Source organism: Flavobacterium sp. (assembly GCF_043778725.1).
GTDB lineage: Bacteria > Bacteroidota > Bacteroidia > Flavobacteriales > Flavobacteriaceae > Flavobacterium.
Genome location: NZ_JAYWFT010000050.1, coordinates 1 through 15,241, shown reverse-complemented (window position 1 = coordinate 15,241; position 15,241 = coordinate 1). Strand labels below are relative to the sequence as shown.

The window sequence follows — 15,241 nt, the reverse complement described above, 5'->3', positions numbered from 1 at the left end:
AAAGACAGTTGAAAACTTTTAAAAACCAAATAATCGTTATTAATAAGTACGCCAACTCCTATTTGAGAATACAGTTTATTATTGAAAAACTTATAATTTCCGTCGTCTAGAAATCCTAGTGTAAAGTTTATAAACGGACTAAAATTAAATCCATACCAACTTCTAGGATTATAAGATTGCGTTTGAAAAGTACTTAATAATTTTTTTGTGCCAACAAGAGTCGAACTATTAAAACCCGGAATTCCGTTTATATCTATTAAATTTAATTTATCTTGTGGTGCATTCAATCTGTTTAGTCCTAGAATTAAAACTGGTTTTATAAACTGTCTAAATTTCCAACTTCCTATTGGGAATAAATCGGTAAAATAATTGGCTTCTAGTTTAATCGTCGTTTGCTCTGATTTGCCATTATTTACAAAGGTTCCATATTCAATATTTCCTTGAAGGTAACCAAAGTTAAAATAATTTCCATAAGAAAAACGACCGCCAAAATAGGCTCTTGAAACATTATTTTTATTTTCGGCACCAGCAGTTATTGAAAAAACCTGACCATAAGGAATGTCTTCAATGGTACCAAAACGGAAAAGATATTTATCTTGAAAAAATTTTTGACTAGAAATTCCAACAGTAGCTAACAATGATCTTGAAGAATTGAAATATTGAACAGGATCAAAGGTTTCAAGCGGTTTTTCTAGAAAGGCAACATTATTGAATCCTACAGCTACAATAAGATTTGTGGTTCGGGCAAATTCTGTAAAACCATGAAAAATCTTAAAGGAATGAGCAGCCCAAAATTCGTAAGTTTTAATTTTTAAATTTTGAAAATCACTCACACCATTTGAATCGGGTAATAATGTTGTAAATGATTTATAATCATAATAAAATCCTCCAGCAGATCTAGAAAAAGTCGAGTAAAAAGGACGATCAATTCGTACTGTTTTGTGTGTATTATTGTTTAAATCTGTCGCCGCAGAAACCGAAGAATTTATAAAAGTATTCTTTATATTGTATATGGCATATTTAGATTCATAAGCATAAGTATTGTAGGTTGAATTATTGAAACTCTTAATATAGTTGAGGTCTACTTCGTGACCTAGACCAAAAAAATTACGCTCTGTTATTTCAAGATTTGCTTTAGAATTGGAAAATGCACCTGTAGGAATCATGCTCCAAGTATCTAAAACTCTCACAGAAACATCTATAGAATCGGTAACTCCTTCAATAGGAATTGGTTTTATAACCACACTTCTCACATAACGTTGGTTTCTTATTAAACGTTCCGATTCTTTTACCAATAACGAATCGAGTTCTTGGTTTTTTTTAAAAAGTAATAAATTACTAATTGTCCATTTTTTAGACTTTAAATGAATTGAATTTCCAAATCGTTCGACCCTTTTAGTTGGAATTTCTTTCTCATTTTCTGCCGAATATCCAAACGGATCAAGGGTTTCAATAGTAATATTTCTTATAATTTTGCAATCATAGACATCATAAGATTTTTTAATAGGTGTAATTATTTTTTTCTTCTTTTTCTTAGATATCAATGCCGTTTCTCTGTTCTTAAACATAACTCGATGCAAAAATTTAAAGAACTTTCTGTCTTTAGAAAAGGCATCAATTTTTTTATAAACAGAATCAGATCTTGTAGGTACAGGTTTTTGAGCTGACAAAATTTGACAACTGAAAACCGTAAGTAGTAAGAAAATATAAACGCGCAATTTTAATGAAAATTTGTATTCAATTAAAGATAACAATTTTAAAAACAAAAAACTAAATCTTTAACAATTTAGTATAAAAAAAATCCTCAATTGTTTTACAATTAAGGATGATTTTTTTTATTTTCCCACTGAACACTGAAGACTAGCTCTTTTGTTCTTTATTGAAATAAACTAAATAGTAATACATTTGTTTTTCTTCATCCCAACCTTTTTCTACAAATTTCTCTGCACTTTCGGGATTGATAAAATCAAGTTTTATTTGGATATGCGTATCAAGATTAATTACGTTTTTAATTGATTTTCTCGCATCAGAAACCGCTGCATTAGCAATAGGGAACGAGGTAACGTCTTCAATACTGTATTTTTCTCCTCTATCGGCTTTGTAGCTTTTAAATTCTGGAATCAAATCGGGATTGTCCATAACTTCATTCAAGAAAGCCGTTTCTTCGAAATTGTCGTTTTTGGCAAAGTGATTTACCGCGCGGTTCATGAACATTACTTCTTGCTTTTTATCTTCGGCAGGAAAAACCACTTCTTTAGCAAACTCTTGACAGAATTTTAAATATTTTTTAGTCATGAAATTCTCATCTTGAAAAGCATCTACAGATAGAAAATGCTCCAACCAATAACGTGCATCATACCTATTACTGTCAATAGTAAGAATTTTATATCCTTCTTCTTTTTTGTGATTGAAAATAAGGCAACCTTTATCCAGTTTATTCAAGTTAATTCCTTCTTGAAGAATCATTTCTAAGTTGCTTCCTTTTTCTTCAAATTGTAAAAAATCGGTGCGCAACTCACTTTTAAAAACACCAATGGCGTCAACTACATTGTTATCAATAGAAACGTTAGTTAAATAAGTAACATAAACTTCTCCGTTCTTAATGTGCGGATGATTGGATTGCTCATAAAGATGTTTTGTAATTTTTTTAGAAACCTCGTGAACCGAACTAGGATTGGTGAAAATCTCAGTTGCTAGTTTAAACATGTCGTTGTACTCAAGATCTACTTCGTGCGCAAATTGATAGTAATTTTCTTCTTTTTCACGAAACGATTTAAAGAAATATTCCTTCAATAAAGGCACAATTTCGTCGTTCAATCCATATTGGTTTTCAGATAGAAAAATAGCTTCGTTGCGGCTTTTGTTTCCAACTCTATGGATGGATAAATTCTCGATGTGGGCGTTGAATAAATTTATCATGATTGTAGTAAGTTTGTTTAAAGGTTTAAAGTTGTTTAATTTGGTTTAAAATTGTTTGATTAGGATCCGATATACTTTGTGCCTTTAAAATCATTTTTATTTAAATAGGTAATAAAATTATGTATTTTAATACTGAGCTTTTCATACTCAGAAACTAGATTGTTTAATTTTTGTTCATCAATATAGTCATTGTCAAAAACTCTATATAATTGTGAACGTGATTCTCCTGCAGATCCTTTTGCTATAGAAAGAAATTGACGGAATTCTCCATTTCCATTTCTTTCAAATCCTTCAGCAATATTATCCATTACTGAACCTGATGAACCTTTAATTTGGTCTTTAAGTTTAAAGTCTTTATTTAATTCAGTTGTTTTGGAAATTAAAATTATTTCTTTTGATAGCCGTCTCGCTTCTATCCAAATTTCTAAATCTTCAAATCTTTTAATAGTAGCCATAGAACAATTTTAAACCAAATTAAACAACTTTAAACAATTTGAAACTTTCCACTAATTCCAATTCTCTTCAAATCCATAATCTTCAAAGCTATCATCGCTACCAAAGGCATCAAGGTCGTCTTCGTCTAAATCGTCTTCAAATTCGTTGTAGCTTTCTTCTTCTTCAAAATCGGCTTGAAAGTGTTTTTCCATTGCTTCGGCTGGCATTTCACCATGAGAAAACAACAGATTTGGATATACCATTCCAATTTCTACAGCATCTTCAACAGCTGCTAATTCAACTAAAAAGGTCCACATATTTATAAAATCATAAACGTAGATTATTTTAGTATTTTCAGTGTCTAATATATCTGCTAATTGGTAATCGCTCATTATTTTGTTCTCACCAGGAACATCTCCAGCGTCAAACATTGGTATTTCATCTTCTTGATTCCAAGTATCGTCACAAGTGTAGAACGACGCTACTTCTAGTCCGTCAAAGCCAAAAGCATTAACAATTGCATTGTGTAAATCTTCTAAAGTATCATCTTCTAGGATAGCAATATCTCTAAAAATGTCTTCTTCGGCATCAAGAATTACTCTAAATTTATAAACCATGATTCTAATTTTTTTTCAGACGTCAAAGGTAAAATATAAATTAGAAAAACGAATTACGAAATGCGATTTGTTGATAAGATTTTTAACTAAGTGAGGTTGAGTTTATAACTTGAATCCAATTTTTATTCCGCCCCATTTTGCAGAACTTCCCGATTCAAATTCGCGTGTTATCATTGTTCGCGAATATTCAAAATACATACTTCGCGTTTGCAAAACAATTCCGTAGTTATTTTGAGCTGTAAAACGTTCTATTTTATCAGCCAAAATGGTGTACGGACTTTTATCATTAAACAATCCGCCTTGAAGTGTGGCATCATATCCAATAACATTTATAACAGGTTGCGAATAAAGATACAACTGAAATTTATTTTTATTTTTCAAAGGTGAAAATGGCGCATTTATAATTCCGAAAGTTGCATTTAATCCTAAAGAAACATTAGTAAATAAAGTGCCAAATCTAACATGTACATCCGATTGAAGCGCAACAATATTGTTTAATTGAAGTAGTTGCTTTTCATAACTTACTTCGTAATTTAGTACAACATCATTTTTAATTTGGTTTTGCCATCCGCCAGGAATTGTATTTTCAGTAGCTTTGTGAATGGCAACTTGCATCTCTTTTCCAAAAGCTCCTGGACCAATTAATCCTATGTTTAACGAAGAAACAAATCGCGACTTTTGGATGGTGTCGGTTGCAATTGAAAAAGTTTTTAGCATTATCGCTGCTGCAAATGGACGGTCGCCATATTGAATTTCTGTACCTTTTATATTGTCTGGAGTAAATCCTATATGTTCAATTGATAAACCATACTTAAACTCACTAGATTTGGGTTTATAAAATAGATAATTTACAGGGTTTTTCTTGAAGGTAGGCGAGACCAATTCAAAATTATAGCCTTGTGTATAATTCTGATCGGTAGAACCAAAATAGTCATTATCGTAGTTAAAACGGAAATAATTACTGCTTTTTATATCTCGAAAAGAAGCCATGTTATCTATTTTTTGAGCCAATAGAAAACCCGGTAGCAGTACTAAAAACAAGAATTTTAAAGAGGTATTTTTCATACATTGATGTACGAAAATCAAAGTATAATAGTTTGAACTTGCTTAAATTTCATAAAACTCTATAGGTAAATTATCAGGATCACTCATAAAGAAAAAACGTTTGTTGGTGTGTTCATCAATTCTTATTTCTTCTGCAAATAGTTCTTTAGAAAGGATGTAGTTTCGTGTTTCTTGAATATCATTTACTTCAAATGCCAAATGTCTCAAACCAGTTGCTTCTGGACTAGAAACGCGCTTTGGCGGATTTGAAAACGAAAATAATTCAATGCAATACATTCCGTTTATAGCCAAATCTAGCTTGAAGGAATCGCGTTCTTTTCTATAAATTTCCTGAATAATTTTTAATCCTAAAATTTCAGTATAAAACTGTTTGGAAACTTGATAATTAGAACAAAGAATTGCAATATGATGGATTTTGTTAAGATGTAGCATTATTTTATGTGGTCTAATATTTTATAGAATTCTTTTAAATCGCCATTAATTCGAGAACTTTCAGTGTACAATCGCAAAACCCAATTATTTGAATCTACTGGCTTGAAATAAATAAAAATTGGTGCCCAACGTTTTGTTTTTACTGTAGTGTATTCAAAATTTTTGTATTTTTCTCTTAATAAAATAAATTCTAAATCATTGTCTAATTCGGTTTGAATACTGTAATCACTTTTTAGAAAATCATCATTGTAAAACTTTGTAATATAAGAAACATTGAGAAGAGATGCAATATGACCTTCTTTTTTGCCCAACTGAAAAACATAATGTACTTCTTTATTTTTCGTGATTTCTTTTAATTGCCAAGGAGTTTCAACTTTGTCAATTTGAAAACCAAAATCGGTTGTAAGGTTGGATAATTTTTGTGAAGTATTTTTGGATTTAGAAATTACAATTTTCTTTTTCGGAATAAGATATTGAAACGCATCTTCCAAATTTAAAACCTCGCAATCGCAGTAATAGCCGTTATCGTCATTTTTTAACCAATTGGTTAGTTTTTCAAAATCGAGTTTGTTTTTTTTACAAAAAATTTCGGTAAACTTATACTCGTTTGTACAGTTGGAGTTGGATAAATTTTGATCTAAAAAATCAAATATCTTCGGAAAATATTTTTCGTTAAAAGGTAAATTGGATCTAAATGTTTCCAATTCTTTTTCTTCTAATTCATTTAAAATCCTGCTTCTTTCTTTTTTATCCATTTCAGAATTTGCTAAAAAGTAAAAATAATAAATTTTATCGATTTAGAAATCGAAACTTACCATTTTAACGTACCTACATTTCAATAGGAATTTGTATTTTTGAATTCCATTAAAAGCAACTTATGAAAATCGTTATATCGCCAGCTAAATCACTAGATTATGAAACGCAATTGCCAACAAAATTGTACACAGAATATGATTTTGCCAAACAATCGGTAAGTATTGATAAGGTTTTGAAAAAGCAAAAGCCAAAACAATTGATGGATTTAATGTCCATTTCTGATAAATTGGCCGATTTGAATTGGCAACGCAATCAAGAAAGAAACGTAGCCGAGATAACTAACGAAAATGCTCGACCAGCAATTTATGCTTTCAACGGAGATGTTTACATTGGTTTGGATGCTTATACTTTGCCGGAAGTTAAAATAAAAGTGTTGCAAGATAAGCTTAGAATACTTTCGGGATTGTATGGATTATTGAAACCATTAGATTTGATGCAACCCTATAGACTGGAAATGGGAACTAAATTGCCAATTGGAAAAAATAAAAACTTGTACGAATTTTGGAAACCAATCATTGCTAAACAATTGAATGCTGAACTTGAAAAAGACGAATTATTTGTAAATTTAGCAAGCAATGAATATTTTGATGCTGTTGATGTAAAGAAACTAAAAGTTCCAGTTATAACACCAGAATTTAAAGATTACAAAGACGGAAAGTTAAAAATAATAAGTTTTTTTGCCAAAAAGGCGAGAGGAATGATGGTTCGTTATATTATTGACACTAATGCCGAAACTATTGACGATTTAAAAGGATTTAATTATGAAGGATATGCGTTTGATGCCAATTTAACTCAAGGCAATAAATTGGTTTTTACTAGGTAAAATTACACATACAAATATTCTTGATATTCTCTAATGGTTTCGCGAGTTGCTTTGCGTTGGTCACGAGCAATTTCTCGTACTGCTTCAACTCCTTTTCTTGCACAACGTTTAACCTTAGTTAATTTGGATGTAAATTCTAGTAATTTTTTAGCATCATCTGGAGTTAATTTCGATTTTATTTCGTTTACAAAATCACCAAATTCAGAAACTATTTTACTGTTCTCATCATATTCTGATTTTAATTCAACTAATAACTCATCAATTTCGTTAGTAATATCCTTACTAATATCTTCACTTTTCTTACAAAGTTCTGCGATGATTTTCTTATCATTATTGCCAAAAAGTCCCATAATAATGTAATCTTAAAGTTAATAAATTGTTAGTTATCAGCCAAATATAGCATTTATTATTTTAGTTCAACAATTTTGTTAATAAGTTGCTAATTTGTTTTAAAACAAAAAACTCTGAAATACAATTCCAGAGTTTTTCAACCAACATTTAATTAACCAATAATTTTAATGCATTGCATCGGCAGGATTTATTTTTGTTTTTCCTCTTTTAATTAAAAATATAATTGGGATACAACATAAAAATAAAATTCCTAGATACATAAATATGTCCATATAAGACAAAACGGTACTTTGTTTTAAAACTGAAAAGTCCAAAACTTGATATGCTTTTTTGAGTGCTTCATTGGCCGAAAACCCTTTAGACATAAATCCGCGTTGCAGTACTTCAATGCGTTGTTGAACTTCCAATCGTGTGCCATCAAGATGTGGAATTAAATCGACTCTGTGTTTTTGAGAAAATCGCGTTATAAAGGTTGTTACAATGGCAACTCCAAAAGATCCACCAAGTTGTCTAAACATTCCTGTAAAAGCTGCACCTTCGCCAATACTTTTTCCTTGCAAGGTTGATAAAGAAAGTGCCGTTATAGGTACAAAAAGTAATCCCAAACCAATACCTCTCAATATTAATGGCCAAAAGAAATGTTCTACACCAGTATCTATTGTCATAATGTTTCGCATCCAAAAGGTGAAAACAAAAAACACTAAAAACCCAACGCCAACCATGTAACCTTGCGGTACTCCTTTTTGAATCATTTTACCAACAAAAGGCATCAAAATAGCAGTTGTAATAGAACCCGGAATTAATAATAATCCAGCGTCTGTAGCTGTCCAACCCAAAATAGATTGTGTGTAAATAGGAATTACTAGCGTTGAACTATATAATCCAAAACCAAGAATAAAACACATTACAATTCCGATGCGTAGATTTCCATCTTTTAAAACTCCCAAATTTACTATAGGATGTTTGTAGGTGAGTTCTCGCCATATAAATGCTAGTAATCCAAAAAGTGAAGTTATGCTCAATATAACTATCAATGGTTCATTAAACCAATCGTCTTGTTGACCATGTTCTAACACAAATTGAAGCGATCCAACAAATGCGGCCAAGAAAAAAATACCCCACCAATCGACTTGATTTGCTTTTAATTTCTCGCCATATTTTGGACTTCTAACAAATGTTAAAGTTAAAATTGTAGCAATTATTCCTAGTGGAATATTAATGTAAAAAATAAAAGGCCAAGAAGCATGATCTACAATGTAACCACCTAATGGCGGACCAAGTGTAGGACCAACAATAACTCCCATTCCGTAAATTGCTTGCGCCATTCCTCTTTTTGCAACAGGATAACTCTCGGTAATAATAGTTTGTGCTGTTACCAACAATGCGCCACCACCAAGACCTTGAATGAATCTAAAGGCTACAAGTTCCCATATATTAGTTGCGTTTCCACATAAAAAGGATGCGGTTGTAAATATAATTATCGATACGGCAAAGTAATTTCGTCTTCCAAATTGTTGCGATAACCAACTTGTCATTGGAATCACAATAACGTTTGCAATAGCATAAGCAGTAATTACCCAAGCCACATCTGTAAGTGTAGCACCAAGGCTTCCTCTCATGTTTGTTAGTGCGACATTTACGATGGTTGTGTCTACAATTTCTAACAAAGCACACATTACCGCAGTTATTGTGATAATAACTCTTCTAAAGCCATATTCTACTAAATCGTCTGCTTGAACCATTTTAATTTTAGATATTTAGATTTTAGATAGTTGCTATCTAAAGTTTAAAATTTAATATTATTTCAAATGAACATCAACATCTACATTCATTCCTGGACGTAGTAATTTCAATTTTTCAAGATCGTTATCAGCATCGATTGAAATTTTAACTGGCAAACGTTGAATCGTTTTTACAAAGTTTCCTGTAGCATTATCTGGAGGCAAAATTGAAAATCTTGAGCCTGTTGCTGGAGAAAAACTAGTAATTGTTCCTTTAAAATCGGTATCTGGATAAGCATCCACTTTTATGGTTACTTTTTGACCAACAACCATTTTATTAAGTTGTGTTTCTTTAAAATTTGCAATAACCCATGATTCAGAATTGTTGATGATATAAAACAACGATTGTCCTGGTTGGAGAAATTGTCCTTGTTGAATAGAAACTTTAGAAACTTGTCCGTCAATGGCAGCTGTTACTACAGTGTAATCTAAATTTAATTTTGCCGCATCCAAAACTGCTTGTGCACGTTTGATGTTAGATGAAGCAACTTGCGCTTGTTTGTTGGAAACATTGGTTCTTGCAGACGCTACATTTTTTTGAAATGCACTAGCTTTTTGTTGTTCTTGAAGAATTTTCAATTGACTTTGAGCTTCAAGCTTTGCCGCTTCAGCTTGTTCAAATTGTTGTTTTGTAATGGTATGATTTTTATACAAATTGGCATATCTGTCAAAATCGTTAGAAGCTCTTGTTAATCTAATTTTGGCAGTTTCAATACTTCCGCCAGCCGATTGAACGTTGGCATCAGAAACAGAAACATTGGCTTGTGAAGTTCCAATATCTGCTTTAGAAGCTTCATAACTTCCTTCTGCCGAAATTAATGCTGCTTTTGCTTCTTCAACACGCACTAGATAATCTCTATTATCAATAGTAAATAAAGTATCTCCTTTTTTTACAAAATCATTGTCTTTCACATACACTTTAGTAACATATCCAGCAACTCTAGGAATTATTGGATTCATGTTTTTTTCAATTTGAGCATCATCAGTAGATTCGTGAGCTAAAGAATGCATGTATTTGAAAACGCCATAAGTTCCTCCAAGAAGGATTAGCGTTGCAAAAATGAATATAAATTTCTTATTGGTTTGTTTCTTTTCCATGATACTATTATTTAGAAGATAAGTTGAATGAGTTGATTAATTTTCCTGATGCAAATTGTAATTGGTAATATTTTAAAGCAATATCTGCTTGAGATAAGGCTAAGTTGATTTTGCTTTGTAATTGTTGAACGTCGGCTTCCAATAAATCATTGGTGTTAGACAAACTGTTGTCGTATTTGTCTTTTACAATTCTATAATTTTCGTCAGATTGTTCTACTGCCAAGGTATAAACTTTGTTTTGCTTTAAAGAAAGGTTATAGTTTTCTTGGGCCAAATGAGTTTCTTCTTTTATTTTATCCGATAAAATAGCAATGGCTTGTTTGGTTTGTTCGGTACGACTTTTAGCCAATTTTACTTCTTTTCCGTTTTTAAAAATAGATGCCAAATCATAATTTACTCCAATTCCAAAGTTCATTGCATTGGTTACAGAAATCACGTTTTTTAAATCTAATGCAATATATCCGCCAATAAGTGCTAAAGAAGGATAATAACCACTTTTTGCAATTTTAATTCCAGATTCGGATGCTTTTTCTTGAAAGTTTAAAGCTTCTAAGTCGTTTCTTTTGGCTTCAACTGTTAGTAATTGATTTTTTGCCATATCACTTTTTACCGTTTCAATGTCAATAGCAATGATGGTATTTTCTTTAAGTTTTAAAAGTGTTACCAATTGATAATTTACAACACTTACATTTTTATTAGCATTATCTAGCGAAAGCTGAATGTTAGATTCTTGTAATTGCGATTTCAATAAATCGTTTCTTGCCAACAATCCGTTGTCAACCATTGCTGTAAAATCTTTGCTACGTTGTTGTGCACTTTTTAAATTTTCTTCAAATAGTTTTACCATTTCTTGAGATTTGTATAAATCAGCAAACAATTCGACAACTTCTTGCGCCAATTCTTCTTTGGTATGTGAGGCAGAAAAAGTTTGTGCTTTGTAAAGACTTTCGGAAGCAGCAATACTGTTTTGAAGTTTAAATCCACTAAAAATGGGCATTGAAACATTGGCTTGACCCAGAAGTAACTGGCTTACTTCTAATGGTGCACTAGAGGAATTACTAGAACCAATATTAGAATTTACATTGGCACTAGTTAATCTTGAATATTGACCCGAAATCTTCACACTTGGATATTGATTGTTTTTCATCGTTTCCAATTCCAATTTGGAAGTTGCCACTTTTGTGTTGGCTAATGTTGCTTCGTTGCTATTGCTTATTACTAATTCAATAGCGTCTTTTAACGACATTTTTTTCTTTTCTTGCGCTTGCACAGTTGCAAATCCGAGTAGGAGTAGAGCAAGGTATAAACTGTTTTTAATTTTCATAAACTAAAAGTGCTTTTATGGTTTTTTGAATGTGTTGTGTGAGTTCAGTTTTAATATAATTTTCAAAATCTTCTTCGGTTTTCAATCCAAATAAATCTTCGTATAAATTCTTATTCATATGAAAATAAATTAGCGAGCCAATAATTATTGGAGATAAAAGAGCCACGTTAATATTGTGTTGAAAATGACCTAATTCTTGACCTTGTTTTACTATGCTTTCTACCAGTTTAAAATTGTTCTTTTTTAGTTCTGTAAAAGCATCAGTATTGATCTTTCTTTTCTTATTAGAAATTTCATTATGCAAGATTTGATGGATGTGTCTGTTGCAATTTACTTGATGAATATAGTACTCAATAATCTTATTTATTTTGTCAATAGGAGTGATGTTTTCTTGAATTAAATTTTCCAATTTTAATCCCATACTTCCAATTCTGTGCATTACAATTGCCTCTAATAATTTTTCTTTAGAACCAAAATAATACGAAATCATGGCTACATTAATATTGGCAATTTTAGCGATTTCTCTCACCGAAGTTCCGTCAAAACCTTCCTCAGCAAAAAGCTGTTCGGCTACGTGAAGGATTTCTATTTGCTTGTCATTAAATTCCATTTTAATACTGTGTATTTGAAAACGAGTACAAAATTAAACAATTGTTTAAATCAAACGTTTGTTTAAGTGTTTTTTAACATTTTTTTAAGAATTAAATGTTCATAGTATTTATCTATAGTGAATGTTTATATTATTTTAAACCAGATATATAATTGATTTTATATAAAGTTATTATTTATGCAAGGCTATTTTTAATAGAAATAAAGATTTAAAAGAAAAATAATGCAATTAGTCATTAATCCAATTGGATAAAATAGTTTTTCCGTGTGGTGTTAGGATGCTTTCTGGATGAAATTGAACTCCTTTTACATTGAATTTTTTGTGTCTTATCGACATGATTTCTCCGTTTTGAGCCACCGAAGTTACTTCTAAATCATCAGGAAAACTTACCGAATTTATAACCCAAGAATGATACCTTCCTACTTCAAATTGTTGCGGTAAATTTTTAAAAAGTAGTTCGTCTGAAACGGTAGTTTTAATAGTAGTTGCAACACCATGAAAAACGTTGTTGAGGTTTAAAATTGATCCTCCATAAACTTCTCCAATGGCTTGATGACCTAAACAAATTCCTAAGATTTTTTTGGTTGAACCATAGGTAGAAATTACTTGATTTAGCAATCCTGCTTCCGATGGAATTCCTGGTCCAGGTGAAAGAATAATAGTGTCAAATTTGGCTATTTCATCAAGCTCAAATTCATCATTTCTATAGACAAAAACTTCACAATTTAAGTCCTCTAAATAGTGCACTAAATTGTATGTAAAACTATCGTAATTATCAATAATGACCACTTTTTTCATGAGACAAATATAACGATAACTTTGATTTTTGGACATAAAAAAACCTTAAAGATTGCTCTTTAAGGTTTTCCCTTTTCATAGTAATTCTTCCCTTTTATTAGAACTGTAGAGAAACAGTTAATTCGAATTCGTCGTTGATAGTTTTATCACCTAAGTTGTCAAAAAAGCTACCTGAACCGTATTTAATTCCGTATTTAGTTCTGTCAATTTTTAATGTTGTAGTAGCAATTGTTCCTTTTACAGTAATGTCAAAAGTTACCGGAGCAGTTACATCTTTTATTGTTAAATCTGCTGTTACAGTATAAACACCATTCGGTTTAGAAGCGATTTTTTTGAAAACCAATTTAGAAGTTGGGTATTTCTCTGTTCCAAAGAAATCTTCCGATTTTAAGTGACCATTCAATTTTCCTTGGTATTCACCTGTTAAATCCGTAGCTGTTAAAGTAGTCATGTTTACTGTGAAAGTTCCACCAGTTAATTTTTTTCCTTTAAATACTAACGCACCATCTTTAAGTTCAACTGTTCCGTTGTGTTGTCCTGTTACTTTTTTACCTATCCAAGTTACGGTACTTTTAGAAGCGTCAACTTTTTTAGTTTGAGCAGTAGCGATTGTTGAAACCGTTACTAATAATGCAATTGCAATTGTTTTTAAATTTTTCATTGTTGTTTATTTATTAATTAGTTATTGATTATAATGTAAGGAACAAATCCTCGTTTGATTTTCTAACTTTTACATAATGTTGGGTTTCATCATCTGCATGACGATATCCAACAGCAGCAACTAAAGCAGCATTAAGGTGTAACTTGTCAAGACCTAATATTTCATTGTATTGTGCCGGAATGAAACCTTCCATTGGTGTTACATCAATTTTTAGTTCGGCTGCAGCATTCAATAAATTACTCAAGGCAATGTAAGTTTGTTTTGCAGTCCATATTGGTTTTACTTCGTCTGGCATGTTTCCTACTGCACCTTTCATGTAATCTGCGTAACCTGTTAAAGCTTCTACTGGAATATTTCTTGTTGTAGAAACATTAGTAATGTAATTATCTACATCTGTAGCGTCAACTTGCGTTTGGTTTGCAAAAACAAGTAAATGTGAAGCATCTACTACTTGACTTTGTCCCCAAGATGCAGGTTGCAATTCAGAAAAAGAAAATTTGCAAAATAATTTTACAGATAATATTAATGAGGTGATCGATCAAAATTTGAAATCACAGAGACAGAATCATATTATTTCAGAGTACAACGAAAGTAAGTAATTACAACATGATTTTTTTCTTCACGTAGTTTTCTTTTTCCTGTTATCTTAATTTGTTATTTTCCTTGTAAAAATATTTCCAATATTTTTCTTTTTTAAGATATTCTTCATTTTTCATTCTTTTCACAACTCAAAAAAAAAATGATTCATTATTTTGTGATTTACTTTCTTTCCTAAATTAGGTTTGCAATCAGAGCTCGACAAATCAGCGAAAAAGAATGAAATTCTTCGACAAAGTATAAATACTGATAATCTTAAATTAAAGAAAGACTATGAGATATTATTAATAGAAAAAAATAAATCGAATATCTTATTAAATAGTATGAAAATAGACTATGAATCGATAGAATCAGAATTGAACAAATGTAGGGATCAAAATTTAATGAACGAAACTTTATTCAATGAAAAATTAAATTCGTATTTAGTTGAAATCAGTAAAGTCAAATCTGATATGAAATCTCAACAAAATAAAAGTGTCACTGCAGAAATGGTTCGAAAAGAAGAAATTTTGATATTAAAGAAAGATATCGACAAACTGACAGAAGCAAATGATGAAATAAAATCAAAAGTAAGTTTATTAGAGATGAAAATTATTGAAAACACTGCGGCACATGCCGCTGAGACAGAAAGAATTATCGCTTTACATGACTCTCAAGCACAGATAGCAGCAGCACAATTAAGAATTAATTTTTCTACTGATAAAAGAAAATTCAAAGAGGAACTATCAAATTTAAATAAAAAATTAAATTTGAGTGAAAAACAAACGGATGAATATAAGAATACAAATTACGAATTACAGAATAAAATCAAAGCCTTAGGAAACGTCAGTAGTATTGGCGAATATCTTCAAGAAGAAAAAATTATTCAATTTTTAAAATTAAGAAATATTTATGATTCTTCAATTCATAATAAT

Annotated in this window: 17 protein-coding genes; 2 read left to right on the top strand and 15 right to left on the bottom strand. The window is 30.8% G+C overall.

Going from position 1 to position 15,241, the window contains the following annotated elements; genetic code table 11:
- The 7 genes from ACH2CG_RS04430 to ACH2CG_RS04400 form a co-directional block, all read right to left on the bottom strand.
- Nucleotides 1–1,670: hypothetical protein (locus ACH2CG_RS04430; protein ID WP_395062601.1), on the bottom strand; the 1,670-nt coding region annotated here is incomplete at its 3' end.
- 190 nt (nt 1,671–1,860) lie between these two features.
- Nucleotides 1,861–2,919, bottom strand: a complete 1,059-nt coding sequence (locus ACH2CG_RS04425; protein ID WP_395062599.1) for a nucleoid-associated protein — start codon at nt 2,917–2,919, stop codon at nt 1,861–1,863.
- Nucleotides 2,920–2,978: 59 nt separating this feature from the next.
- Nucleotides 2,979–3,374 carry a four helix bundle protein gene (locus ACH2CG_RS04420; protein WP_395062597.1) on the bottom strand — a complete coding sequence of 132 codons (396 nt, stop codon included), beginning with the start codon at nt 3,372–3,374 and terminating at the stop codon, nt 2,979–2,981.
- Nucleotides 3,375–3,425: 51 nt separating this feature from the next.
- Nucleotides 3,426–3,971 (bottom strand): hypothetical protein, encoded by a 546-nt coding sequence (locus ACH2CG_RS04415; RefSeq protein WP_395062595.1) that lies wholly within the window; start codon nt 3,969–3,971, stop codon nt 3,426–3,428.
- A 102-nt stretch (nt 3,972–4,073) separates the two neighbouring features.
- The gene (locus ACH2CG_RS04410; protein WP_395062593.1) at nt 4,074–5,036 is read right to left on the bottom strand and encodes a lipid A deacylase LpxR family protein; all 963 of its coding nucleotides are present in this window, start codon (nt 5,034–5,036) and stop codon (nt 4,074–4,076) included.
- Nucleotides 5,037–5,078: 42 nt separating this feature from the next.
- Nucleotides 5,079–5,468, bottom strand: coding sequence for a VOC family protein (locus ACH2CG_RS04405; RefSeq protein ID WP_395062591.1), 390 nt, complete (start codon nt 5,466–5,468; stop codon nt 5,079–5,081).
- On the bottom strand, nt 5,468–6,223 hold the full coding sequence (locus ACH2CG_RS04400) for a DUF2695 domain-containing protein (RefSeq protein WP_395062589.1): 756 nt from the start codon (nt 6,221–6,223) through the stop codon (nt 5,468–5,470). Before ACH2CG_RS04400 ends, ACH2CG_RS04405 begins: the two co-directional genes overlap by 1 nt.
- A 122-nt stretch (nt 6,224–6,345) precedes the next feature.
- Between ACH2CG_RS04400 and yaaA the strand changes: the two genes are divergently transcribed.
- A complete protein-coding gene (gene yaaA / locus ACH2CG_RS04395; RefSeq protein ID WP_395062587.1) occupies nt 6,346–7,107 on the top strand; it encodes a peroxide stress protein YaaA in 762 nt (253 codons plus the stop codon).
- A gap of 2 nt (nt 7,108–7,109) precedes the next feature.
- Here the strand turns inward: yaaA and ACH2CG_RS04390 are convergent, their stop codons facing one another.
- From ACH2CG_RS04390 to ACH2CG_RS04355, 8 genes are all read right to left on the bottom strand, one after another.
- The gene (locus ACH2CG_RS04390; protein ID WP_395062585.1) at nt 7,110–7,457 is read right to left on the bottom strand and encodes a hypothetical protein; all 348 of its coding nucleotides are present in this window, start codon (nt 7,455–7,457) and stop codon (nt 7,110–7,112) included.
- A 165-nt stretch (nt 7,458–7,622) separates the two neighbouring features.
- Nucleotides 7,623–9,200, bottom strand: a complete 1,578-nt coding sequence (locus ACH2CG_RS04385; protein WP_395062583.1) for an MDR family MFS transporter — start codon at nt 9,198–9,200, stop codon at nt 7,623–7,625.
- Between the two features lie 57 nt (nt 9,201–9,257).
- Nucleotides 9,258–10,337 (bottom strand): HlyD family secretion protein, encoded by a 1,080-nt coding sequence (locus tag ACH2CG_RS04380; protein WP_395062581.1) that lies wholly within the window; start codon nt 10,335–10,337, stop codon nt 9,258–9,260.
- Between the two features lie 7 nt (nt 10,338–10,344).
- Nucleotides 10,345–11,661, bottom strand: a complete 1,317-nt coding sequence (locus ACH2CG_RS04375) for a TolC family protein (RefSeq protein WP_395062579.1) — start codon at nt 11,659–11,661, stop codon at nt 10,345–10,347.
- Nucleotides 11,651–12,271, bottom strand: coding sequence for a TetR/AcrR family transcriptional regulator (locus ACH2CG_RS04370; RefSeq protein WP_395062577.1), 621 nt, complete (start codon nt 12,269–12,271; stop codon nt 11,651–11,653). The genes ACH2CG_RS04375 and ACH2CG_RS04370 overlap by 11 nt, the downstream gene beginning before the upstream one ends.
- A 228-nt stretch (nt 12,272–12,499) precedes the next feature.
- Nucleotides 12,500–13,069 (bottom strand): anthranilate synthase component II, encoded by a 570-nt coding sequence (locus tag ACH2CG_RS04365; protein WP_395062576.1) that lies wholly within the window; start codon nt 13,067–13,069, stop codon nt 12,500–12,502.
- Between the two features lie 97 nt (nt 13,070–13,166).
- Nucleotides 13,167–13,730: a YceI family protein gene (locus tag ACH2CG_RS04360; RefSeq protein WP_395062574.1), complete on the bottom strand. Its 564-nt coding sequence runs from the start codon at nt 13,728–13,730 to the stop codon at nt 13,167–13,169.
- Between the two features lie 28 nt (nt 13,731–13,758).
- Complete coding sequence (locus tag ACH2CG_RS04355) at nt 13,759–14,211, bottom strand: nitroreductase family protein (RefSeq protein WP_395062572.1); 453 nt, start codon at nt 14,209–14,211, stop codon at nt 13,759–13,761.
- 439 nt (nt 14,212–14,650) lie between these two features.
- On the opposite strand from ACH2CG_RS04355, the gene ACH2CG_RS04350 reads away from it, so the two are divergent.
- Nucleotides 14,651–15,241, top strand: a 591-nt coding sequence (locus ACH2CG_RS04350; protein ID WP_395062570.1) for a hypothetical protein, incomplete at its 3' end; no start/stop codon positions are given.

Coding starts and splice junctions, on each gene's coding strand:
- ACH2CG_RS04425 (WP_395062599.1), bottom strand. CDS start 2,919: ATGATAAATTTATTCAACGCCCACATCGAGAATTTATCCATCCATAGA.
- ACH2CG_RS04420 (WP_395062597.1), bottom strand. CDS start 3,374: ATGGCTACTATTAAAAGATTTGAAGATTTAGAAATTTGGATAGAAGCG.
- ACH2CG_RS04415 (WP_395062595.1), bottom strand. CDS start 3,971: ATGGTTTATAAATTTAGAGTAATTCTTGATGCCGAAGAAGACATTTTT.
- ACH2CG_RS04410 (WP_395062593.1), bottom strand. CDS start 5,036: ATGAAAAATACCTCTTTAAAATTCTTGTTTTTAGTACTGCTACCGGGT.
- ACH2CG_RS04405 (WP_395062591.1), bottom strand. CDS start 5,468: ATGCTACATCTTAACAAAATCCATCATATTGCAATTCTTTGTTCTAAT.
- ACH2CG_RS04400 (WP_395062589.1), bottom strand. CDS start 6,223: ATGGATAAAAAAGAAAGAAGCAGGATTTTAAATGAATTAGAAGAAAAA.
- yaaA (WP_395062587.1), top strand. CDS start 6,346: ATGAAAATCGTTATATCGCCAGCTAAATCACTAGATTATGAAACGCAA.
- ACH2CG_RS04390 (WP_395062585.1), bottom strand. CDS start 7,457: ATGGGACTTTTTGGCAATAATGATAAGAAAATCATCGCAGAACTTTGT.
- ACH2CG_RS04385 (WP_395062583.1), bottom strand. CDS start 9,200: ATGGTTCAAGCAGACGATTTAGTAGAATATGGCTTTAGAAGAGTTATT.
- ACH2CG_RS04380 (WP_395062581.1), bottom strand. CDS start 10,337: ATGGAAAAGAAACAAACCAATAAGAAATTTATATTCATTTTTGCAACG.
- ACH2CG_RS04375 (WP_395062579.1), bottom strand. CDS start 11,661: ATGAAAATTAAAAACAGTTTATACCTTGCTCTACTCCTACTCGGATTT.
- ACH2CG_RS04370 (WP_395062577.1), bottom strand. CDS start 12,271: ATGGAATTTAATGACAAGCAAATAGAAATCCTTCACGTAGCCGAACAG.
- ACH2CG_RS04365 (WP_395062576.1), bottom strand. CDS start 13,069: ATGAAAAAAGTGGTCATTATTGATAATTACGATAGTTTTACATACAAT.
- ACH2CG_RS04360 (WP_395062574.1), bottom strand. CDS start 13,730: ATGAAAAATTTAAAAACAATTGCAATTGCATTATTAGTAACGGTTTCA.